Here is a 20,854-nt window from a genome sequence, read left to right as displayed (position 1 = left end):
CCTCTCTCGTGCCGTTCGGTATCTTCGGAACCGGGATTTTGACCTGGATCGCTCCCACGACGAGCCCGGATGTCACGCCGGTAGATCCACGCGACCGGGCTGATCCTGCCGCTCCAAGCCCCCGATCGGGTCCGCTTGGCGCAATGTCGCCGCGATCTGCACCAGCCGGTCGCGCAGCAAGGCGGGACGGATCGGCTTGGTCAGGAACGCCGAAACGCCGGCCGCGCGCGCCATCTCGACCAGTTTCGCGCTGGCATGCGCGGTCAAGAAGATGAAGGGCGTCTGCGACGGTTGCGCCCGTGGTGGAACCACGCCGGCGGGCCGCGTTCCCGATCGCAGATGCCGCAGGAACTCGATGCCGTTGACCTGCGCCATCTGTATGTCGCTGAGTATGACGTCGACCGGCTGCTCCGAGAGCTTCTCCAGCGCCGGTCCGGCACCTTCCGCCTCGGTGATGGATCGCACGCAGAGACCGCGCAGGATCGAGACGATCAGGTTGCGCGTGAACGCGTCGTCCTCGACGACCAGAACGCTGATTTCCTCGAGCCTCAGTCCGGCGGCCATGGCATTCACTTCGCGTGGTTTTGCGCTTCGACGGGATGCGGAGCCGTCGCGGCGTCCTTCGATCGGTCCCACGCCGCCACCTTGATGGGGTAACGCGCGCGGGTTCTCCACCTGTACTTTAGAACGCGATGCAATGCCATGTTTCTGTTCGGTCCCGCGGGCTTCCGCCACCCCCGGGACATGGTGACGCTGCCGCGCGTCGCGGGTTGCGTTTCGCGGCCAATCGGCGGTCATCTGCCGAGAGCACACACCGGCATGTCGTCAAGGCGGTCGCGGTGGACGGAAAGTGAGCGGCGTGACGCGGAATTCGGATCGATGGCGAGCCATTTGCGCGATGGTTCACGCCGTGGGCTTGGCGGTGGCGCTGCTGGTGTATGGTTGCCTCGGCTCTCCCGCGCCGCCGGGGATCGGACCGGCCGAGGCGGTGATCGCCTTCGGCTTGTTCTGCGCCGTCGGGGTGGCGCGTCCGCTCGGTGTCGGGAGCGGATTGATGCTGATCGCTCCGGCGGCCCGTCCGCATGAGATCACCGGCACCGCCGCGTTCCTCTACCTGCTGTGGGTGCCGTCCTTGCGGGCGGCGTTGATGGGCAACGATCCGGAGGATGTGCTCCGCGATGTCATCCCCCTGATCTACCTTTTCCTGCCGATCTTGCTGGTGCCGGCCGTCAAGGCTGGCCGGGACGAGCTGCCCTGGGGCATGGCCGCCGTCGGACTGCTCTTCGCGTCGCGCTGGTGGTGGTCGGGAGTGAACCCGTGGTCGATCGGGCACTTCATGCTGGAGGAGGGCGACCTTTATCTCCTGAATAGTCCGGCCGTCCTCTTCGCGGCGGTCTGGCTGCCCCTCGAAGGGGCGGCGGCACTGACCCGGAAGCCTGGCGCTGGATCCATCGCACGCGCCGCCGCCTTGGTCGCCGGAGGTGCGATCGCGGCGGCGGCGCTGGCGGGAGTGGTGCATCGAGCCGCCATCATGATGGCGCTGGCCTCCGTCTGCTGCCATGTGCTCTATCAGACCAGACGGATGCCGATGGCGCTCGTCATCGTCGCGGTGCTGGTCGCCGGGGTGGCGGCCGTGATACCGGACTTGGTGCTTGGAACCGTCCAGCGGATCGCCACCAAGACCGAGACCTACGGCCTGAACGAGCGACTGGCCGAGACGGCCGTGGTGTTCCGGCAGGTCGGTGCCTCCTTCGCCAGCGTTGCGTTCGGCGAAGGCTGGGGAGCCTTGGTCCGCAATCCCGCCGTCGGCGAGCTCTGGGTCTCGTACACGCATGGCCTCGCGACCTACATGCTGCTGAAGACCGGAATCATCGGAGCGCTGGCCACGCTGGCGTACCTGCTCTCGCTATGGCCGTCCATGGTCAGGCTGATATCCCGCGAGCCGTCGCTGGCCTTCGCCCTGGCGCCGGCCCTCGGCCTGGGACTCTTCGCCCACACGAGCTTCAAGTATCTCTGCTTCGGCTTGCTTCTCGCCGTCGTCACCCGCGGTGGCGCGAATGCCACGCCGCCTCCGACCGGACGGAGCGATGCCAAATAACTTGCCTGGACGCCGGGCGAATGCTTCTGTATGGGGTGTGGCGCCGGATTTGGATCAGAAAAAGTGCATATTCCTTCGATCCTTTTCATAAATAGGGTATTTCCGCCTGATCGAGGCGCAACTGGCCGTTGTTTGAAAGATCTGGCTGGACGGTTCTCGTCGCGGGGTTGGCGGGTCACCGTGTTGGCCCAGGGAGCCGTCGACGCGCCCCACGAGGCCCTGGCAGGTGTCGCGGTCGTCCGCTCCGGGGAGCCGGGCGGACGTCGGGTCCCCGGCGGCTTGGGATATCTGATGGCGCTTGGTGGCTTGTGGCGCGCCGCCAAACGCCTACCGCGGCATGACGTCGTCGTCACCATGACCGACCCGCCGATGCTGGCGTCGCTCGGGCCGCCGCTGGGACGCCGCTGGGGCTGCGGCGTGATCAACTGGTCGCACGACCTCTACCCCGACCTGTTGCCGGTGATCGACGTCAAGCTGACCGATGCCGCCATGGCGTCGCTGCGCTGGCTCGCCCTGGCGTCGCTCCGTCGCTGCGACGCGGTCGTGGCGATCGGGGATTGCATGGCGGCGCGGCTGGCGCGGGACGGCGTTCCGGCCAGCCGGATCGTGACCATCCCCAACTGGGCCGATCCGGTCGTGGCGCCGGTCCCGTGGTCGGGGAATCCGATGCGCGACGCCTTGGGACTGGGTGACCGCTTCACCGTCGCCTATTCGGGCAATTTTGGCTTGGCGCATCCGCTCGACGCCGTGCTGGAGGCCGCCGCGGATCTGGCGGTTCGCGCTCCCGACGTCATGTTCCTGCTGATCGGGGAGGGTCGGGGATTGAAGCGGATCAAGAGCGCCCTGGACAGGATGGCGCTGCGGAACGTCCTGGCGCTTCCCTGGCAGCCCGCCGCCAACCTTTCCGTCAGCCTGGGCGCCGCCGATCTTCACTTGGCCGCGATGGACGCGCGCGCGGAGGGAATGCTGGTGCCCAGCAAGATCGCCGGCGCGCTGGCCGCCGGCCGGCCCTGCGTCCTGCTGGGTCCGGCGGGCGGCGCCGCTGCGAAGCTCCTGACGGAAAACGGATGTGGCGAGGTGGTGGCCCCCGGAGACGCGACGCGTCTGGCCACCGTGATCCTGGCCCACGCCAATGATCCCAGCTTCCATCGCGCGGCACGGGCGAAAGCCGCGGCCGCCGCGGCGCTGTGGTCGGCCGACCAGGCGGCTGACGCGTTCCTGGCACTCGCCGCGGCCATCGCCCGCCCGGCGCGTTCCGGACCCCGGTTGGTGGGCCGGCCACCTCCCCGAAGCCTCGCCGCCGGAGGCGACTGACATGTCCGTCGAGACCGATCTCGTCACCCCGATGGGCGACATGCGGAAGTTCCTGCGCGAAGGCTTGGCCATCGCGATCACCGGACGCCGTGTCGTGGTCGGCGTGATGGTCGTGGCGATCGCCTGCGCGGTGTTCGGGCTCCGCCTTATCCCGCCCGAGTTCACCGCGACCCTGATCATCGGCCCCATCGCGCCGGGGGGGCTGCTCGGACGGGGCGCCCCGTCGCCCGCGGTTCCCGAGACGGGCGGCGAATCGATTGGAGATCATGGTGTCGGCGAGATGATGTCGAGCTATGATCGGTTCATCTACGAAATGACCTCCTATCCCGTCGCGGAGGAACTCGCGTTGGTGCCAAACTTCGCGCCGCGCGTATTCGAGACCATGTGGGATCCGGCCACATCCGGCTGGAAGCCCGACGATGGTCCCGCCGGGAAAGCGCGGCGTCTGATCAACGAACTGGTGGGACGGACCCCGTGGACACCTCCGGACGCCCGAACCTTGGCGCGCTATATCCAGAAGGAGGTTCGCATCCAGCGGATCGGTGGCACGCCATTTCGCCGGGTCACCTATCGGCACGCCGATCCGGAATTCGCCCGGCTGCTCCTGAACCTCCTATACGCCACGACGGAACGACGGCTACGATCGGCCGCGATCCATGACAATCGCAAGATGATCGAGGAGATCGGCCGCAAGATCGGCTCCGTCACGGATATCGACCACCGGCGGGCGCTGCGCGACTTGCTGATCGGCCACGAACGTTTCGCGATGATGATGGATGTGGATCTGCCGCTGACAGCGACCTTGATCCAGCCAGCCATGGCGGAAGCGCTGCCCGACACACCCGATCCGGTCGTGGTGCTCGCGATCGCGGCCGCCATGGGATTGGTCGTGGGGCTGGGCATGGTGTTCCGCGCGGCGGTCATCGCGGGAGATGGCGCGGATGGCGATGCTGGTGACTGGCGCCGATGATCCAGCGTGCCGCGGGACGGTCAGCCCTCATTCCGGTTTCGGTGATCGTCATGACGCGCGACGAGGCCGCCAACATCGGTGCCTGTCTGGCGTCGGTCAGCCGCTTCGCCGAAATCTTCGTGGTTGATTCCGGCAGCCGGGACGGCACCGCCGCGATCGCCAAGTCGATGGGCGCGCGCGTGATCGATTTCCACTGGGACGGCAAGTATCCGAAGAAGAAGCAATGGTGCCTGGACGCCCTGCCGTTCAGTCACGATTGGGTGCTGTACCTGGATGCGGACGAAAGGGTGACCGGGGCCTTGGCGGGCGAGATCGCCGGGCTGATGGCTGCGGGCCCGGAGGCCAGTGGCTACCATATTCCTGGGCGACCAGTCTTCGCGGGGCGGCCGCTGCGGTTCGGGGCGTGGAACAGCAAGATCGCGCTGCTAGACCGCCGGCGGGCCAGCTTTCCACCGGTTCCCGATCTGGATGTCGCTTCCATGTGGGAGGTCGAGGGCCATTACCAGCCGCGCCTCGCGGGCACCGCCGGGCGCCTTCGCCACCCCGTCATCCATCATGACGCCAAGCCACCCTACGCTTGGTTCGAGCGGCACAATCGCTATTCCGACTGGGAGGCGGCCTTGATGATGGATGGCAGGCTGGAGTCGATAGCCGTGCGCGAGAAGGGCGCGCGCCGGCTGTTGAAGCGGATCTTCGTCCGCCTGCCGGCGCGCCCCTTGGTGGTCTTCCTTCACAGCTACGTGCTGCGGCTGGGATTCCTCGATGGGTTGGACGGATTGGACCATGCCATCGCCCGGGCCTTCTACTACTGGCAGATCGCCGTCAAGGTCCGGGCCCGGCGGCGTGGGCCCGTCCCCTATCCGTAGGATCAGGGAACCGCCGTCTCACTCTCCTTGGGTTCGCCGCCCAGCGCCTTGATCAACTCGAACGCCCTGCGGCGCACGGTCGGATCGCTGATGCGATAGTAGGCGCGGACCAGTTCGAGGGTCTCCCGCTTCGCCATCGACTCGAACTCGTCGGTTTCCGTCGGCTCATGGATGACGTCCGCGCCCTCGGGGGAGGGGTGTCCGCTCGGCATGTCCTCGAAGAAGAAGCCGACCGGCACGTCGAGCACCAACGCCAGATGATATAATCGGCTCGCGCTGATACGGTTGGCGCCCCGCTCATACTTCTGTAATTGCTGAAATGTGATGCCGACAGCCTCTCCGAGCTTCTCTTGGCTAAGCCCAAGCAAGGTTCGGCGAAGACGGAGCCTGGCTCCGACATGGATGTCAATTGGATGGGGCCCTTCGCCGCGACGCGATATCGTGTTCGCAGTTGCGGGTTGGGACTTTTTCGATTTCATCATCTACCCCTGAGTACTTGCCCGGCGATTAAGGTGTAGCGCAAAAATTTAGATTTCAAAAGGACTTATATGGCTCAAATGCAAGGACCTTTCGCGTGCATGATGTGGAGTACGGCGCAACCTGTCGAGCGTACCCTCATCTGATTAGAGGAATGGAATATGTGTAGTACAGGTTCCACACATACTACACGTGTGAGTGGTGACTTGGCTACCCGTACATCCGCCAGCACCGACAAATCTCGTAGATGACCGGCCAGCGGCGACGCACCAACATGGTCATAGATTGCACTTGTATTATTAAAAAGCAGAAAACAACCGGCAGGCTGAGAAACTTGCGACGGATTCTCGTTTGGTCGAGCCGACCGACACGATCCAGCCTGCCGGACAAGCCCGCGGGTGCGAAAACGGCCAGTGGCTGCTTCCCGCGGGCGACTCGAGCGCTGCGTCCTAGCGCCTCGATGGTGAAGGCGTAATCCGCCCCAACCGTGAATGATAGATCGTAGGCGAGGCCAGCGACGACGGCGCGCCGATAGATCATGGCCTGATGATGGGTGAACATCCCGTACCAAACCATGCGATGCGATCTCGCTGGCTTGATCCTCAGGCCGCCGCCGGCCGACCGCTCCAGGGTGGCGCAGTAGACGAAATCCAGCGGGCCATCCGGCGTCGCGCCGGCCAGGATCTCACCCTTGAGCCAGGCCAGCGATCCGCATGAAACCAGCGTGTCGTCCGCGTTGAGGAAAAGCAGGTATTCGCCTTTGGCGGCGGCCATCCCGTTGTTCATGGCGTCATAGGGACCGCGATCGGCGGCGGATCTCCACCACGCGACCTCGTCGCCGAAGCTCCGGATGGCGGCCGCCGTTCCGTCCGCCGACCCGCCGTCGACGATGATCCACTCGAAGTCGCGGCAGGTTTGGCGGAGCAGGCTTCGACGGGTGGCCTCCAGGCCATCCCTGTCGTTCAGGACCACGGTGATGATGCTGAACAGGGGTATCCCGCGGCCGTGCGGCGCTGAAGTGGCGGGGGCCCGCATGGTCAGCGGTCGCTCAGCACCATGACGGCGGCGGCCGACACCGCCAACTGGCTGAGGAGCCCGCCAATGTTCTGGGTGAACTGGAAGAATCGGAAGGGTTCCGGATCTCGCGGCACGATGATGGTCGAGCCGGGCGCCACCGCGACATATTCATGGTTCCAGTAGGACAATCGCAGCCGCTGGGCGCTGCCGTCCGGCTTGAGCACGAACGCCCGTGAGGCGTCGGCGTAGCGGGTGGTGCCCCCGGCTTCATCGAGATAGTGGTCGGTGTTCTTCCATTGGGTGAATTGCAGGCTCGCGGGGGCGAGCACCTCTCCGGTGACGGTGACGGTGACGGTCAACGGGCGCTTCGGATAGTGGATGTGATCGCCCGCTTCGAGAACGATGTCCAACTCGGGCCTTAGGGCCAGGATCGCCGGATCGGCCTCGATCGTGATGCGTCCGATCGGCCGGGCGTCGCGGAACGCCGTCGCCATCTGGCGGGCCAGTTCGATCTCGGCTGCTGGAGGCGGGTTCGGCATCGCGGTCACCGCGGCGATGTCGTGGTCGATGTTCCGCGCGGTGGCGCCGAAGGTTTCGGCTTGCTGACGCCGGGCGCTTTCCCGCGCGAACACCGCGCCGGCCGGATAGGCCTGCTCGGTCAACCCCCCGGCGCGCCTCAGCAGCGATGACAGCCGTTCGCCCCGGGTGACGTCGAAGTTTCCAGGCCGCCTGACCTCGCCGTCGATCGTGACGGCACGGGGTTCGCGGTCGTTGAACAGCGGATTGACCCGGATCGCGTCCCCGGCCGAAACCTGGGCGGAGCGGCCGTTGGCGGCGTCGATCGACACCATCCTCCTCGTGTTGGTCATGTCCCCAGGCTCCGTCGCGGGCTCCCGGCTGGTGATTTCGATGCCGTCCCGGTCCGCCAGATCGCCAATCCCGCCGGCGATGGTGATCATCTGGTCGAGACCGACCAAGCCTTCGACGGGATAGGCGCCAGGCTCGCGAACGGCTCCGCGGACCTCGACGGCGCGTTCGGCCATCAGGGCCAGGATGCCGGCAGCCAAGGGTTCGACCGTGGTTCCGCGGGAACTCGGCGGCGTTGGATGCCGAGCGGTGCTCCGCCGGATTTCGGCGAAGGAGAACAGCCTGACGACATCGCCGTCCGCCAGCGGGCGATCCGCGGAGCCCTGGAAAACCTCCCTGGGGGAGAAGGCGATCAGTCGGCCGGCCAGCCGGTTCCTATCATAGCGTTCGATGACGCCGAACAGGGGGTAAAGCCCGGACAGCGCTTGGCCGCCGTCGCCGAGAACCGCGCGGAGCGAGGGGGTGTCGGACAGGAGCCGGGTTCCAGGATGCCTCGCGTGGCCGGTCAACTCGAACCGGGGCGCCACCGAGTCGACGATGTCGCCGCCCCGGAGTCCCGCCGTCCCTCCAGCGCCACGGGGGCCGCCGGATTGGCTGTTCGAGGTCACCGCGAGCTTCCGGGCGCCGCCGCCCGCCGCCTGGGATACGGTCGCGATCTCCGATCCGTCGACCACGGGGTAGAGACCCGGCCGCGCCACGCCGCCTCGCAACAGGACGGCGTGCTCCAAGGCGAAGGCGAGCAAGTCGGGGTGATCGTCGAACACCTTGGGGCACGGCAGGGAGGCTGGAGTCAGTTCCGCGGCCGCGCGCCCGAGCGGGCCACGTACCAGGGGGCCGTCGAGGTCGCCGGAAAGCCGGCGCGCGAGAACCTCCAGCCCCGCGCAGCCGAGCGGTTCCCGGGAACTCCCGCCGTCCCGCAGAAGATCGATGACGGGGCGTGACGTCAGGAAACCAATGTCGGACAGGCTGAGCACGATCAACGTGTCGTCGTCGGCCAGCGGCCTGTCACGGCGAAGGTCCAGGACCGCCCGCAGGTCGACCGGCGTGAGGATTCGCGCGAAGCCACCCGGTCCGGTCGTCTCGAGGGCCGCGAAGGGCAGGTAGGGGCCGGGCATCAGGTCGACGGAGCCCAGGAGCGACGCCAGCGAGTCCGCCTCGTCCAGAGCGCGGGGGCCGGATTGGCGGACGTGTCCAACGATGGATACGGTGCCACGGCGCTGGTCGCGCTCTGCGCTCACGATCAGCAAGTCGCCACTGGCAACGCCGGCGCCGTGGTCTCTGGCCATGTGGTCGCTTGTCGTCTCGAGCGGCTCCTCGATCCCATCCGCGCCGATGGAGAAGGTGACCACGCGCGTCGCGGAGGGCAGGATCGGGCCACCGGCCAGGGCCACCGCCTCGCCGACCGTCATCGGCTGGGTGCCGCCGGGGGTCGTGTCGGGCGGAAGCTCATAGATGCCGGGACGCTTGACTTGTCCCGCCACGGCGATGGTGGGGCCGATCGGCGGCACCACGATGCGGTCGCCGTCCCGCAATTCCGGATCGGAGCCTTCGACGCCCTGGAGCAAGGCGTAGAAATCGATCGTCGAGCTGACACCGCCCCGGATCAGGCGGATCGTCCGGAGGCTGCCCAGGCGATCGACGCCGCCCGCCGCCAGCAAGGCGTCGAGCACCGTCGCGGACCCCGCGACCTCGTGCCGCCCGGGCTCCGCCACGGCACCGGTCACCAGCACGCGCATCCGCCGCATGCCGTCCAGCGACACGAAGGCCTCATGGTCGCTGATGCCGAACGCCACCTCCGTCTCCAGTTGCCGGCGGAAATCCGCGAGGGTGCGCCCCGCGGCGCGCAGGGGGCGGAGATCGTCGACGATGACCTCGCCATTGGTGTCGACGGTATAGCGGCGGCTCGATGGATGGGCGGAGCCGTGGATGGTGATCCTCAACTCGTCGCCGGGACCGATCACGTAGTCGTTCTGCGCCGTCCCGAACGACGGCGCCACCGGCTTCACGCCGCGATCGAACAGTTCATGACCATAGAGGCGCAGCGTCGTCGCCGCGCGCCGGCTGAACGCCGCCTCCACCGCGGTGGCGGGCCGGTCGGTCGCGACAGGTCCGGGCGGTGCCGATGCCGATGCCGGCGCTGGTAGCTTTCGCGATCGCACGGGATCTCCAGCGGGAGCGCGATATGACTCGGCTCCGTCCGCGATTCCGATCAGGCATACCAAGGCAAGCGCCAACGGTATGAACCGGACGATAAAGCTGCGCGCGGCGGTGAACATGACCTGTCATTCATATCTGTGCGTGCGTCTGGCGAAAAACTTCAACCCAGAACATCGCGCAGACTATCGCATGCGCATTAAGCGTCCGCAACAGACATGGGGCACCTACCGGGAGTTTGATTCCGCCCGGTGCGGCACCTCACTGGCACACTGGCCCGCGGCATTTTCGCCGTTCCGGGGCGCCGCTGCAACGCGGCGCCCCACGGGTATCCGCCGTCCTCGCTCACCGCCTGGAGGAGAGATGGCCGTCCAAGGTCTGGACCGGGCCATAGAGCTCGGGACGCCGATCGCGGAACAGGCCCCACGATGCCCGGGCGGCGCGCAGCTTGTCGAGATCGAAGGTCGCGGTCAGGACCGCCTCCTGGTCGCGCGGAGCCTCCGCCACCTTCTCGCCTTGGGGGCCCGCGATGAAGGACGAGCCGTAGAAGGTGATGCTCGAGTTGGCGCCCGTCTCGACCCCGATGCGGTTGCTCGCCACCAGGGGCATCAGGTTGGCGCCGGCATGGCCCTGCATCACCCTTTGCCAATGGTCGCGGCTGTCGATGCCGGCATCCTGCGGTTCGGATCCGATCGCGGTCGGATAGAACAGGACCTCGGCGCCCATCAGCGCCATGCAGCGCGCCGACTCGGGAAACCATTGATCCCAGCAGATCGCCGTGCCGATCGTGGCGTAGCGGGTCCTGAACACCTCGAACCCCGTATCTCCCGGATTGAAATAGTACTTTTCCTGGTAACCGGGACCGTCCGGTATGTGCGACTTGCGATAGATGCCGAGAGTGCTGCCATCGGCGTCGATCATGGCGATGGAGTTGTAGTACGCGTTGTTCGCCCGTTCGAAGAAACTGACGGGCAGCACCACTTGAAGTTCGGCGGCCAATGCGCTCATCCGCCGCAGGACGGGATGATCATCAGCCGGAGCCGCCAGGGCGAAGAACTCAGGCTTCTGGTCCTGGCAGAAATAGGGCGTCTCGAATAGTTCCTGCAGCAGAATGATCTGCGCTCCCTCGCGCGCCGCATGGCGCACAAGTCGTTCCGCTGTCGCCACGTTGGCGTCGCGGTCCCAGGTGCAGCTTGTCTGGGTCGCCGCAAGTGTCACGTTCGTCATCGTTTTCCTCGCGAAACAATCGGGCCCGTGCCGGGATTCCGTCTATTGGACCAGCGCCGCGGCGTGGTTGCGTGTGGGGCCGGGCATCAAATAAGGCCTTGGACCTGTCAATGGTAGGGGCCGCCACCAAGCGCCACACGGGGCTCAGCTAATTTTCTCCGATTAAGAGAGAGTTTACGGACTCGGAATACGGTCGCGCGTGTCGGGGTAATACATGGAAAGTTATTGCCACACAAAAAAACGGTGAGACCTAATGGTTAGGTATCTAATTGATAGTGCCGTTATGGTGTGTTTTTTTGAAGTTGTAGACTACGAAGGGAAAAAATATTAGCGTATCTGCTAATCTTCCTTCAAAATCGATTTGCCACGTTGCATAGTGGGTATGGTAGTGCGATGTGGTTCATAGAATGGTTATTTCCGCGGAACAGTATTTTTCGTGAGTTGGTAGCTCCACGGACACACGCCATCATCCAAGACACAGTCAAGTCGCCATAGACGATGAGAGATTAATTACATGTCCGAAAGTGCCGCGAATTTTGGTCGTAAAATCCAATATGCGTCTGAGAGGTCGCTTGGACATGCTAGTCCGCAGTCTGACACTAGTGTCGGATATGTGGTAAGGGACGTTCATCGTGCCTTCTCCCGTTCATTGCAGGCCAAGATCGCCGCTCATGGCGTGAGCATGGGACAATGGTTTTTCCTTCGGGCATTATGGGACGAGGATGGATTGACCCAGCGCGAACTCAGTCAACGCGTCGGGATGATGGAACCAACGACTGTCACCGCGCTCAACAGCATGGAACGGCGCGGCTTGGTCGAAAGGGTCAGAAATCCTCACGACCGCCGCAAGGTCAACATCTACCTGACTCCCAAGGGCCGCGGGTTGCGTGATGTCCTGCTGCCTTGCGCCGCCGAGGTCAGTGACCTGGCGACACGGGGAATCGCGCCGGCCGACTTGGCCCTGACGATCGACGTCCTGCACCGCATGATCATCAATCTCGGTGACAATCCGGACACGATCTGACCGGATACCATCTAACCGGTTTCCATCTGAAAGATGGAAACCGCGCTTCGCCGCTGGTTTCGGCGAAGCGCGCGATCTTCGGCTGAAGCCGGGGACGGTGATCGAATGGGCATCGTGGCCCGCGTCGAATCGAACCTCTCCCTGGGTTAGTCGTCATCGTCGTCCGATCGGACCGGCATCGCCGCACCGTCGAGGATGGCACCTTCCAGGATTGCGCCCTTGAGATTGGCGTCGATCAGGATGGCGTCCGTCAGGTCGGCGTAACTCAGGTCCGCGCCGGTCAGGTTGGCGCCACGCAAGTTGGTGCGCTTGAGGCTGGCGCCGATCAGCTTGGTATCGGTCAAGTTGGCCGGCCACATCCGTCCCGTTGGTTTGCCGGATGGCCCCTTTATGTCGACCGAGCCCAGCTCGGCGCCATCCAGCCGGGCGCCCGACAGGTCGCTGCCCCTGAAATTGGTGCCGTCCAGGGTGGCATCCGCCAGATTGCACTCGCGCAGGTCCGCCAGCGACAGGTCCGACATCACGAGCAGGGCGTCGGAGACGTTCGCCCCGACCAGCTTGATCCCCTTCAGGTTGGCGCCGGACAGGTTGACGCCGCTCAGGTCGATATGGGCCAGATCCTCGGATTGCAGGTCGGCGCGCTGACCGGAGGCGCCGTTACTGTTGATCCAGGTATAATGACCTTCGAGACTGCGCTGGATCCGCAGCGAGAAGTTCTCGGCGCCGCGCGCGATGTTGGCTCCCGTGCAGTCGGCGCCGGACAGGTCGACGCCGTCCAGCTTGGCGCCCAGCAAGTCGGCGTTCTTCAGGATCGCGCCCGCCAGAATGGCACCGGCCAGGTTGCAGTCGCGCAGGATGGCTCCGCTCAGGTTGGCGCCGGACAGGTTGACGCCCTTCAGATCGGCCTTCGCCAAGTTGGAGTTCTTGAGGGTGGCGCCGGACAGGTTGACGCCGGTCATGATGGCGCCTTGGCAATCCGCGCCGGACATGCTGACCTCGGACATGTCGGCACCCGAGAGATTGGCGCGCGACAGCAGGGCGTCGTCGAAGTTGGCGCCACCGAGATCGGACTTCAGCACGCTGGTCCCGGACGACCGGCCATCCAGCAAAGCGCCGCCGCGCAGGTCGGCCTCGCGCAGGATCGCCCCTTTCAGTCGCGCGCCCCGCATGTGGGCGCCCCTCATGTCCGCGCGGAAGAAGTTGCAGCCGGACATCTCCGCCTTCGTCAGATGCGCCGCGAACAGGTCGGCGTAGCTGAGATTGGCCTTTGTCATGTCGCACGCGGTCAGGATGGCGCCCGACAGCTTGGCCGACTGCAGCGTGCAGCCGGCGAGGTGCATTCCCTGAAGGTCGATCATCGCCAGATTGGCCCGCACTCCCCCGTTGCGGTTGCCCAGCCAGCGCTCATGCTTGTCGAGGATGGCGACCAACTCGTGTGGGGTCATGAAGTGATCCGTCCCAAGATTTGACCCAAGATTTGGAGTGGCGCGTCGTGTGACGGTCGATTGTCGAAAGCCGGCATGATCGAGCGGAGCTCGAAGCGACGCATTTTATCCAACTGTTATGGCGAAGCGGTTAAAATCAAGTTGCCGCCTCTCCCGCCGGTACGCCTTCGCCAGCGCTGTCCGGGGCCGGCTCCGAGGCTGGGGAGTTGGTCCTCATCGAACGGCGGGATTGACGCGCCGGCGCGAATCGGTGAACACCTGGGCGGAACCCTCCGTTATGGTGTCGGGTACCCTTGGTTGGGAATGCCGATGACCCTGGACTCAAGGAAACGGAACATGCCGTCAGGACACACTGTGGTCGCCTTCGACACCGAACTGGCGACGCTGCACCGGAAGATCGCCGAAATGGGCGGGCTCGCCGAGGAACAGCTGATGCGGGCGATGGAGGCGCTGGTCTCCCGGGACGAGAACCTGGCCGGCAGCATCATCGCCCGCGATACCGAGATCGACCGCGGCGAGGCCGAGGTCGAGGCCCTGGCGGTCCGCGTGCTGGCGCTGCGCCAGCCGATGGCGAAGGATCTCCGGCAGGTCATCGCGGCGCTCAAGATCAGCACGAACCTCGAACGGGTGGGCGATTTCGCCAGCAACTGCGCCAAGCGGGTCATGGCGCTGTCGCAAGTTCCGCCGGCGGGTCCGATGAAGTCGCTGAACCGCATGGGGATCACCACGGCGGGCATGGTCCATGACGTCGTCAAGGCCTATGTCGACGAGGACTACGACTTGGCCATGGCGGTGCGTGACCGCGACGCCGAGGTCGACGCGGTCTACACCAGCCTGTTCCGCGAGTTGCTGACATACATGATGGAATCGCCGCAGCAGATCACGGCGTGCACGCACCTGATGTTCATCGCGAAGAACCTGGAGCGGATCGGCGATCACGCGACCAACGTCGCCGAGACCGTCTGCTTCCTCGTCCGCGGCCGGTTGCCGGGGGAGGAGCGGCTGAAGGAGGACCTCAGCAGCTTCACCGTGGTCAATCCGGGGGATCGGCCCGGGGATCGGCCCGGGGATCGGAACGATCGGGTCGGCTGACGGGTGCGCGCCACGGACGGAATATGCCCGGCGTCCATTCTGGCCTCTTGATACTCTTTCGCACCGCGTCAGGGCGCGATATCATGCCGCATCATTGGGTTCGCGGGATGACGATGGATGACTCCTTCCACTAGTGCCCGCTTCTGACGATGGCGCCGGACACCTTGCCACCCGCCGCCACCGCCGTGTTTTCCCCCGCCGTCCAACCCCGCCTGACGATCCATGGCGGCGCCAGCGTGCGGTTCGAACGCCGGGCCGGGGCCACCCGGCTGGCGAAGCTGTACCATCACGATCCGATGCGGGTGCTGTTCCCCAACCCCCGGACCGGCGACATCGCCGTGGCCACCCTGGTCACCACCTCCGGCGGGTTGGTCGGCGGCGACCGGCTGGACGTCGGCCTCCAGGTCGGGCCGGGCGCCGCGGCGCTGATCACGACCCAGGCGGCGGAAAAGATCTACCGCTCGACCGGTGCCGATGTCCGGGTCACGACCTCCGTCTCGGTGGAGCCCGAGGGCTGGCTCGAATGGCTGCCGCAGGAGGCGATCCTGTTCGAAGGCGCCCGGCTGCGCCGCTCCACCAGGATCGACATGGCGCCGACGGCCCGGCTAATGGCTGGAGAACTGCTCGTCTTCGGGCGGATCGCCAGAGGCGAGTGCTTCACCCATGGCCTCGCCCGCGACGCCTGGGAGGTGCGGCGCGATGGCCGGCTGATCTGGGCGGACGCGCTTCATCTCGATGGCGACATCCGGTCGACGCTCGATCACGGCGCTTGTTTCGGCGGCGCCACCGCCTATGGCACGATCCTCTACGCGGCGCCCGACGCCTCGGCGTGTCTCGACGCCGCGCGCGGTCTGATCGGTGGCGCGATCGCGGACACTCCCGGCGTTCTGGCGGCCGCCACCTGCCTGGACGGCATGCTGGTGATCCGGTGGCTCGGCGTCAGGGCGCATGACGTTCGGCGCGCCTATGCCGGTTTCTGGGCCGGCTTCAGGTCCCATGTCGCCGGCTTGCCGGCCCGGTTGCCGAGGTTGTGGGATGTCTAGGATGATTCATCCCGCGCGAACCTGTCGCTGGACGTTTTTGATAACCAAGGAATTGGGGGCGGAGCGATGAACCTCACACCGCGTGAGAAGGACAAGCTGATGGTCGCCATGGCGGCCATGGTGGCGCGACGCCGGCTGGAGCGCGGCGTCAAGTTGAACTATCCCGAGGCGATCGCGCTGATCACCGATTTCGTGGTCGAAGGGGCCCGCGACGGCCGCAGCGTCGCCGACCTGATGCGCGATGGCGCCGAGGTCCTGACCCGAGATCAGGTGATGGACGGCATCCCCGAAATGATCCACGACATCCAGGTCGAAGCCACATTTCCCGACGGAACCAAGCTGGTCACCGTCCACCTGCCGATCCGCTGAAGGAGAGCCGCCATGAATCCCGGCGAAATGCTGATCCAGCCCGGCGAGATCGAACTTAACGCCGGTCGCGACACCGTCACCCTGGAGGTCGCCAACACGGGGGACCGGCCGATCCAGGTCGGCTCGCACTATCACTTCTTCGAGACCAACGCGGCGCTGTCGTTCGACCGCGCCCAGGCGCGGGGCTTCCGCCTGGACATCCCCGCCGGCACGGCGGTCCGGTTCGAGCCGGGGCAGACCCGATCGGTCAACTTGGTCGCCTATGCCGGCGGACGCGAGGTCCACGGCTTCACCGGCGCCATCAATGGCAAGCTCTAGGGGCAAGCTCTAGCGGCAAGCTCCGATCCGGTGCCGCATTCACCAAACCAGCATTTCGGCAAAACATCCATCCACGGGGAAGCGTCCGCCATGGCCTACCGCATCGACCGCGCCGACTACGCCGCCATGTTCGGCCCGACCACCGGCGACCGCATCCGCTTGGCCGACACCAACCTGATCGTCGAGGTCGAGGCCGACCACACCGTCTACGGCGAGGAGGTCAAGTTCGGCGGCGGCAAGGTGATCCGCGACGGCATGGGCCAGTCGCAGGTGACGCGGCAGGGCGGAGCGGTTGACACCGTCATCACCAACGCGCTGATCATCGACCACTGGGGTATCGTCAAGGCCGACATCGGCATCAAGGACGGCCGGGTGGCGGCGATTGGCAAGGCTGGCAACCCGGACATCCAGCCCGGCGTCACGATCATCGTCGGACCCGGCACCGAGGTCATCGCCGGCGAGGGCAAGATCGTCACCGCGGGCGGGCTCGACGTCCACATCCACGCGATCTGCCCGCAGCAGGCGGAGGAGGCGCTGTACAGCGGCGTCACCACGCTGATGGGCGGCGGGACCGGTCCGGCGGCGGGCACCTCGGCGACCACCTGCACGCCGGGACCCTGGCACATCTCCCGCATGCTCCAGGCTGTTGAGGCGCTGCCCGTCAATTTCGGCCTGTTCGGCAAGGGCAACGCCAGCCAGCCCGCCGCCTTGGTCGAGCAGGTCAGGGCGGGGGTCTGCGCGCTGAAGCTCCACGAGGATTGGGGCACAACGCCGCAGGCGATCGACACCTGTCTGAGTGTGGCCGACGAGATGGACGTGGCGGTGGCGATCCACACCGACACGTTGAACGAGTCCGGCTTCGTCGAGGACACCATCGCCGCCTTCAAGGGCCGCATGATCCACGCGTTCCACACCGAGGGAGCGGGCGGCGGCCACGCGCCGGACATCATCAAGCTGTGCGGCCTCGCCAACGTCCTGCCCAGCTCGACCAACCCGACCCGGCCGTTCACGGTCAACACGGTGGACGAGCACCTCGACATGCTGATGGTCTGCCACCACCTGGACCCGCGCATCCCCGAGGACGTCGCCTTCGCCGAGAGCCGCATCCGCAGGGAGACCATCGCGGCCGAGGACATCCTGCACGATCTCGGCGCCTTCTCGATGATCTCGTCCGACAGCCAAGCGATGGGCCGGGTCGGCGAGGTGATCATCCGGACGTGGCAGACGGCGGACAAGATGAAGCGCCAGCGCGGCGCCCTGCCGGAGGAGCGGGGCGACAACGACAACTTCCGGGTCAAGCGCTACATTGCCAAGTACACCATCAATCCCGCGCTGACCCATGGCATCTCGGAGCATGTAGGCTCGGTCGAGGTCGGCAAGCTGGCCGATCTGGTGGTGTGGTCGCCAGCCTTCTTCGGCGTCAAGCCGGATATGATCCTGAAATGCGGCATGATCGCCGGTGCCGTGATGGGCGATCCCAACGCGTCGATCCCGACGCCGCAGCCCGTCCACTACCGTCCCATGTTCGGCGCGATCGGCCGCGCGCTGGCGTCCAGCACGGTGACCTTCGTCAGCCAGGCGGGTCTGGAGGACGATCTGGCGGGCCGGCTGGGACTGGCGCGCTCGCTGCTGCCGGTCCGGGGCATCCGGACCGTCGGCAAGAAACAGATGATCCACAACGACCTGACCCCGGTGATCGAGGTCGATCCGGAGACCTACGAGGTGCGGGCGGACGGCCAGCTCCTGACTTGCGAGCCGGCGGATGTCCTGCCGCTCGCCCAGCGATACTTCCTGTTCTGAACCCCACGGGAACCCAAGATGCTTCGCCGCGCCACCCTAGTCCACCACGCCGGTCATTGGCCGGCCGCCGATGCCGCCGGCACCGTCACCCTCACCTTCGACGACCGCTTCCGGCGCCGCATCCAACTGAACGACGACGCCGGCGAGCCGTTCCTGCTGGACCTCGCCCGCGCCGTGGTGCTGAACGACGGCGACGCCCTGGAGTTGGATGACGGCACCCTGGTCGCCGTGCGCGCGGCGCCCGAGGATCTGGCGGAGGTGACCTGCGCCACTCCCGAGACGCTGGCCCGCATCGCGTGGCACCTGGGCAACCGCCACCTGCCGGTCCAGATCGCCGGCGCGGCGATCCGGTTGCGCTGGGACCACGTCATCGTGGACATGCTGACCGGCCTGGGCGCCGAGGTGGTCAGGACGAGCGCAGGCTTCACTCCGGAATCCGGCGCCTATGCCCATCATGACCACTGAGGCCGGGGTCACCGGGGCCTGGTACCTTGAGCATGTGACGCGGTTGCTGACTTGGCTGTCGCCCAGCTATCCGGTCGGTGGCTACACCTATAGCCATGGCATCGAATACGCGGTCGAGACCGGGCGCGTCCGCGACTTGGGCTCCCTGGTGACCTGGATCGACGCGGCCCTGTCGCGCGGCGCCGGCTGGACCGACGCCGTCCTGTTCGTCGCCGCGTCGCGCGCGGTCCGGGCCGGTGACGAGGCCGCGCTCGAGTGGGCGGCCGAGCGGGCCGATGTCATGCGCGGCTCCAGCGAGCTGGCGTTGGAAAGCGCCGCGCAGGGCACCGCCTTTCTCAGGACAGTCAGGGCGAGTTGGGCACCCGAGGGGCTGGAACGGTGGAACGCGGTGCTGGACCGTACCGGACGGCCACCGGCCCACGCGGTCGCCGTCGCCATCGCGACCACCTGCGCCGGGATGCCGTCCGACTTGGCGCTGTGCGCCTTCCTCCACGGTTTCGCGGCCAATCTGGTATCGGCGGGGGTGCGACTCGTGCCCCTGGGCCAGACCGACGGCCAGCGCGCCGTGGCGCTGCTCGACACGATCCTGCATCGTGTCTCCACAAAGGCCCACGAGGCCAGTCTCGAAGATCTCGGGAGTGCGGCACCCGTGATCGACTGGGCCGCGATGTCCCACGAAACACAGTATACGAGGTTGTTCCGCTCATGAGCCATACCGCCGTAACGGCACCCGCCGCCATCGCTCCGATCACCCGTTCGCACACAGGCCCCCTGCGGGTTGGGATTGGTGGACCAGTCGGATCGGGCAAGACGGCGCTGGTCGATTCGCTGTGCAAATCGATGCGCGACGCCTGGGATATCGCCGCCATCACCAACGACATCTATACCCGCGAGGACGCGGAGTTCCTGACCCGCAGCGGGGCGCTCGATCCGTCGCGCATCCTGGGGGTCGAGACCGGCGGCTGTCCGCACACGGCGATCCGCGAGGACGCCTCGATCAACCTGGCGGCGGTCGATCAGTTGAACGCGCGCTTTCCCGGGCTGGACCTGATCTTCGTCGAGTCGGGTGGTGACAATCTGGCGGCGACGTTCTCGCCGGAACTGGCCGACCTGACGATCTATGTCATCGACGTCTCGGCGGGCGACAAGATCCCACGCAAGGGCGGCCCGGGCATCACGCGGTCCGACCTGCTGGTGATCAACAAGATCGACTTGGCGCCCCTGGTCGGCGCCAGCCTGGAGGTCATGGACCGCGACGCCCGCAAGATGCGCGGCGACCGCCCGTTCCTATTCAGCAACCTGAAGAGCGGGCAGGGGCTGAGCGACATCGTCTCGTTCATCGTCCAGGCCGGTGGGTTGCCGCCTCCCGGCTGATCGCGCCGGTACCATCGGGAGGGTTCGATGCGGAGGGAACCCTGTGGCCCGTGAAGGTGTTTCCCAAGCGGTTGAGTTAAAACCGTTATGGAGAGTCGAGCGTGAACAAGGTCATCGAAGACATCTATGAGAGGGTGGCCGGTGGGGAGGAAAACCTTTCCCAGGTCGAACGCTGGACCTCGATGCTTGGCGGCGTGGTCTTGGCCGCCGCCGGCCTGCGCCGAGGCGGCGTGCAGGGTGCCATCATGGGCGTCGCTGGTGGCCTCCTGGCCGCGCGCGGCATGAGCGGGCACTGTGCCATCAAGGCGATGATCGAGGAGCGGTCGGGCGAAGGCGGCTACAGCGCCGGTGACTATTTGGAAGCGGATCGCCGCGGTTCCGGCACCACCTCGGACCGCCCCTGGAACCGGGTTGACGAGGCGCTCGACCAGAGCTTCCCGGCGAGTGATCCGCCGTCCTACTCTCCCGGCCGTGCCTGATACCCGAAGGCGTATTGGTCCGTTTCAAATTCGGCATGTGATGAGCGCCGGCTCCGCAAGGAGCCGGCGCTCATCGTTTGTGCAACTCCAGATGCGTGGGGAGGTGAATGATATATCGCTTATATTTCAAGCCTTTCACGATAGATGGTCTATTCACCAAAAGCTATGAAATTACGAAGTATGTGTGCTAGGTTGCATCCTCCCGTGTCCGGGCGTTGATTTCCGGCCACGGGACGCCTCAGTGGCGAATCGAAGCACAAGAAGGTCCATAATGGACCACGCGCGGTTTGACCGCGCAACCCGGGGGAAGCGCATGCAGGGCGTCAATATTCTGGAAACCCGGAATCTCACCAAACAGTTCAAGGGCTTCATCGCGGTCAAGGACGTCAACCTGCAAGTCCGCAGGGGCAGCATCCACGCGCTGATCGGTCCCAACGGCGCCGGCAAGACGACGG

General features: G+C 66.1%; 21 protein-coding genes. 15 read left to right on the top strand and 6 right to left on the bottom strand.

Going from position 1 to position 20,854, the window contains the following annotated elements:
• Positions 1-72 precede the first annotated feature (72 nt).
• Entirely contained in the window at positions 73-564 is a 492-nt protein-coding gene (locus N825_RS19585; RefSeq protein WP_037455832.1) for a response regulator, read from the bottom strand.
• Positions 565-898: 334 nt separating this feature from the next.
• On the opposite strand from N825_RS19585, the gene N825_RS19580 reads away from it, so the two are divergent.
• From N825_RS19580 to N825_RS19565, 4 genes are read left to right on the top strand one after another with little or no spacing between them, the layout of a single operon-like run.
• On the top strand, positions 899-2,098 hold the full coding sequence (locus N825_RS19580; RefSeq protein ID WP_051512628.1) for a hypothetical protein: 1,200 nt from the start codon (positions 899-901) through the stop codon (positions 2,096-2,098).
• A 30-nt stretch (positions 2,099-2,128) separates the two neighbouring features.
• Positions 2,129-3,412 carry a glycosyltransferase gene (locus N825_RS19575; protein WP_051512627.1) on the top strand — a complete coding sequence of 428 codons (1,284 nt, stop codon included), beginning with the start codon at positions 2,129-2,131 and terminating at the stop codon, positions 3,410-3,412.
• Between the two features lies 1 nt (position 3,413).
• Positions 3,414-4,382, top strand: coding sequence for a hypothetical protein (locus N825_RS19570; RefSeq protein WP_037455829.1), 969 nt, complete (start codon positions 3,414-3,416; stop codon positions 4,380-4,382).
• Positions 4,379-5,248 (top strand): glycosyltransferase family 2 protein, encoded by an 870-nt coding sequence (locus N825_RS19565; protein WP_037455826.1) that lies wholly within the window; start codon positions 4,379-4,381, stop codon positions 5,246-5,248. Before N825_RS19570 ends, N825_RS19565 begins: the two co-directional genes overlap by 4 nt.
• Before the next feature lie 2 nt (positions 5,249-5,250).
• Here the strand turns inward: N825_RS19565 and N825_RS19560 are convergent, their stop codons facing one another.
• From N825_RS19560 to aguB, 4 genes are all read right to left on the bottom strand, one after another.
• On the bottom strand, positions 5,251-5,727 hold the full coding sequence (locus N825_RS19560; protein ID WP_037456056.1) for a helix-turn-helix domain-containing protein: 477 nt from the start codon (positions 5,725-5,727) through the stop codon (positions 5,251-5,253).
• A 208-nt stretch (positions 5,728-5,935) separates the two neighbouring features.
• Positions 5,936-6,760 carry a glycosyltransferase family 2 protein gene (locus N825_RS19555; protein ID WP_051512626.1) on the bottom strand — a complete coding sequence of 275 codons (825 nt, stop codon included), beginning with the start codon at positions 6,758-6,760 and terminating at the stop codon, positions 5,936-5,938.
• Between the two features lie 2 nt (positions 6,761-6,762).
• Positions 6,763-9,768 carry an SLBB domain-containing protein gene (locus N825_RS19550; protein ID WP_198038570.1) on the bottom strand — a complete coding sequence of 1,002 codons (3,006 nt, stop codon included), beginning with the start codon at positions 9,766-9,768 and terminating at the stop codon, positions 6,763-6,765.
• Positions 9,769-10,108: 340 nt separating this feature from the next.
• On the bottom strand, positions 10,109-10,990 hold the full coding sequence (gene aguB, locus N825_RS19545) for an N-carbamoylputrescine amidase (RefSeq protein WP_037455821.1): 882 nt from the start codon (positions 10,988-10,990) through the stop codon (positions 10,109-10,111).
• Between the two features lie 514 nt (positions 10,991-11,504).
• Between aguB and N825_RS19540 the strand changes: the two genes are divergently transcribed.
• Positions 11,505-12,014, top strand: a complete 510-nt coding sequence (locus N825_RS19540) for a MarR family winged helix-turn-helix transcriptional regulator (RefSeq protein ID WP_051512625.1) — start codon at positions 11,505-11,507, stop codon at positions 12,012-12,014.
• Between the two features lie 146 nt (positions 12,015-12,160).
• Here the strand turns inward: N825_RS19540 and N825_RS19535 are convergent, their stop codons facing one another.
• Positions 12,161-13,459: a pentapeptide repeat-containing protein gene (locus tag N825_RS19535; protein ID WP_037455820.1), complete on the bottom strand. Its 1,299-nt coding sequence runs from the start codon at positions 13,457-13,459 to the stop codon at positions 12,161-12,163.
• Between the two features lie 336 nt (positions 13,460-13,795).
• On the opposite strand from N825_RS19535, the gene phoU reads away from it, so the two are divergent.
• The 10 genes from phoU to N825_RS19485 all read left to right on the top strand — a co-directional run.
• The gene (gene phoU, locus N825_RS19530) at positions 13,796-14,551 is read left to right on the top strand and encodes a phosphate signaling complex protein PhoU (RefSeq protein ID WP_037456049.1); all 756 of its coding nucleotides are present in this window, start codon (positions 13,796-13,798) and stop codon (positions 14,549-14,551) included.
• A 149-nt stretch (positions 14,552-14,700) separates the two neighbouring features.
• Positions 14,701-15,594: an urease accessory protein UreD gene (locus N825_RS19525; RefSeq protein ID WP_051512624.1), complete on the top strand. Its 894-nt coding sequence runs from the start codon at positions 14,701-14,703 to the stop codon at positions 15,592-15,594.
• Between the two features lie 66 nt (positions 15,595-15,660).
• On the top strand, positions 15,661-15,963 hold the full coding sequence (locus N825_RS19520) for an urease subunit gamma (RefSeq protein WP_037455818.1): 303 nt from the start codon (positions 15,661-15,663) through the stop codon (positions 15,961-15,963).
• Positions 15,964-15,975: 12 nt separating this feature from the next.
• Positions 15,976-16,281, top strand: coding sequence for an urease subunit beta (locus tag N825_RS19515; protein WP_037455816.1), 306 nt, complete (start codon positions 15,976-15,978; stop codon positions 16,279-16,281).
• A 90-nt stretch (positions 16,282-16,371) separates the two neighbouring features.
• Complete coding sequence (ureC, locus tag N825_RS19510) at positions 16,372-18,081, top strand: urease subunit alpha (RefSeq protein ID WP_037455812.1); 1,710 nt, start codon at positions 16,372-16,374, stop codon at positions 18,079-18,081.
• An 18-nt stretch (positions 18,082-18,099) separates the two neighbouring features.
• Positions 18,100-18,546, top strand: a complete 447-nt coding sequence (gene ureE / locus N825_RS19505) for an urease accessory protein UreE (RefSeq protein WP_037455809.1) — start codon at positions 18,100-18,102, stop codon at positions 18,544-18,546.
• Positions 18,536-19,255 (top strand): urease accessory protein UreF, encoded by a 720-nt coding sequence (locus tag N825_RS19500; protein ID WP_051512659.1) that lies wholly within the window; start codon positions 18,536-18,538, stop codon positions 19,253-19,255. The genes ureE and N825_RS19500 overlap by 11 nt, the downstream gene beginning before the upstream one ends.
• A complete protein-coding gene (gene ureG / locus N825_RS19495) occupies positions 19,252-19,920 on the top strand; it encodes an urease accessory protein UreG (protein WP_051512623.1) in 669 nt (222 codons plus the stop codon). Before N825_RS19500 ends, ureG begins: the two co-directional genes overlap by 4 nt.
• Before the next feature lie 101 nt (positions 19,921-20,021).
• Entirely contained in the window at positions 20,022-20,399 is a 378-nt protein-coding gene (locus tag N825_RS19490; protein ID WP_051512622.1) for a YgaP-like transmembrane domain, read from the top strand.
• A 313-nt stretch (positions 20,400-20,712) separates the two neighbouring features.
• On the top strand, positions 20,713-20,854 hold a 142-nt coding region (locus N825_RS19485; RefSeq protein WP_037455806.1), incomplete at its 3' end, for an ATP-binding cassette domain-containing protein.

The organism is Skermanella stibiiresistens SB22 (genome assembly GCF_000576635.1).
GTDB lineage: Bacteria > Pseudomonadota > Alphaproteobacteria > Azospirillales > Azospirillaceae > Skermanella > Skermanella stibiiresistens.
Note: the sequence above shows the minus strand (reverse complement) of the source record. Positions and strands in the feature narration are given on the sequence as shown.

Excerpts from the sequence above, each read along its gene's own strand:
- N825_RS19585 (WP_037455832.1), bottom strand. The coding sequence starts at position 564 with ATGGCCGCCGGACTGAGGCTCGAGGAAATCAGCGTTCTGGTCGTCGAG.
- N825_RS19525 (WP_051512624.1), top strand. The coding sequence starts at position 14,701 with ATGGCGCCGGACACCTTGCCACCCGCCGCCACCGCCGTGTTTTCCCCC.
- N825_RS19560 (WP_037456056.1), bottom strand. The coding sequence starts at position 5,727 with ATGAAATCGAAAAAGTCCCAACCCGCAACTGCGAACACGATATCGCGT.
- N825_RS19575 (WP_051512627.1), top strand. The coding sequence starts at position 2,129 with ATGGGGTGTGGCGCCGGATTTGGATCAGAAAAAGTGCATATTCCTTCG.
- N825_RS19570 (WP_037455829.1), top strand. The coding sequence starts at position 3,414 with ATGTCCGTCGAGACCGATCTCGTCACCCCGATGGGCGACATGCGGAAG.
- ureE (WP_037455809.1), top strand. The coding sequence starts at position 18,100 with ATGCTTCGCCGCGCCACCCTAGTCCACCACGCCGGTCATTGGCCGGCC.
- N825_RS19555 (WP_051512626.1), bottom strand. The coding sequence starts at position 6,760 with ATGCGGGCCCCCGCCACTTCAGCGCCGCACGGCCGCGGGATACCCCTG.
- N825_RS19565 (WP_037455826.1), top strand. The coding sequence starts at position 4,379 with ATGATCCAGCGTGCCGCGGGACGGTCAGCCCTCATTCCGGTTTCGGTG.
- N825_RS19580 (WP_051512628.1), top strand. The coding sequence starts at position 899 with ATGGTTCACGCCGTGGGCTTGGCGGTGGCGCTGCTGGTGTATGGTTGC.
- N825_RS19515 (WP_037455816.1), top strand. The coding sequence starts at position 15,976 with ATGAATCCCGGCGAAATGCTGATCCAGCCCGGCGAGATCGAACTTAAC.
- phoU (WP_037456049.1), top strand. The coding sequence starts at position 13,796 with ATGCCGTCAGGACACACTGTGGTCGCCTTCGACACCGAACTGGCGACG.
- N825_RS19520 (WP_037455818.1), top strand. The coding sequence starts at position 15,661 with ATGAACCTCACACCGCGTGAGAAGGACAAGCTGATGGTCGCCATGGCG.
- N825_RS19535 (WP_037455820.1), bottom strand. The coding sequence starts at position 13,459 with ATGACCCCACACGAGTTGGTCGCCATCCTCGACAAGCATGAGCGCTGG.
- ureG (WP_051512623.1), top strand. The coding sequence starts at position 19,252 with ATGAGCCATACCGCCGTAACGGCACCCGCCGCCATCGCTCCGATCACC.
- N825_RS19540 (WP_051512625.1), top strand. The coding sequence starts at position 11,505 with ATGTCCGAAAGTGCCGCGAATTTTGGTCGTAAAATCCAATATGCGTCT.
- N825_RS19500 (WP_051512659.1), top strand. The coding sequence starts at position 18,536 with ATGACCACTGAGGCCGGGGTCACCGGGGCCTGGTACCTTGAGCATGTG.
- aguB (WP_037455821.1), bottom strand. The coding sequence starts at position 10,990 with ATGACGAACGTGACACTTGCGGCGACCCAGACAAGCTGCACCTGGGAC.
- ureC (WP_037455812.1), top strand. The coding sequence starts at position 16,372 with ATGGCCTACCGCATCGACCGCGCCGACTACGCCGCCATGTTCGGCCCG.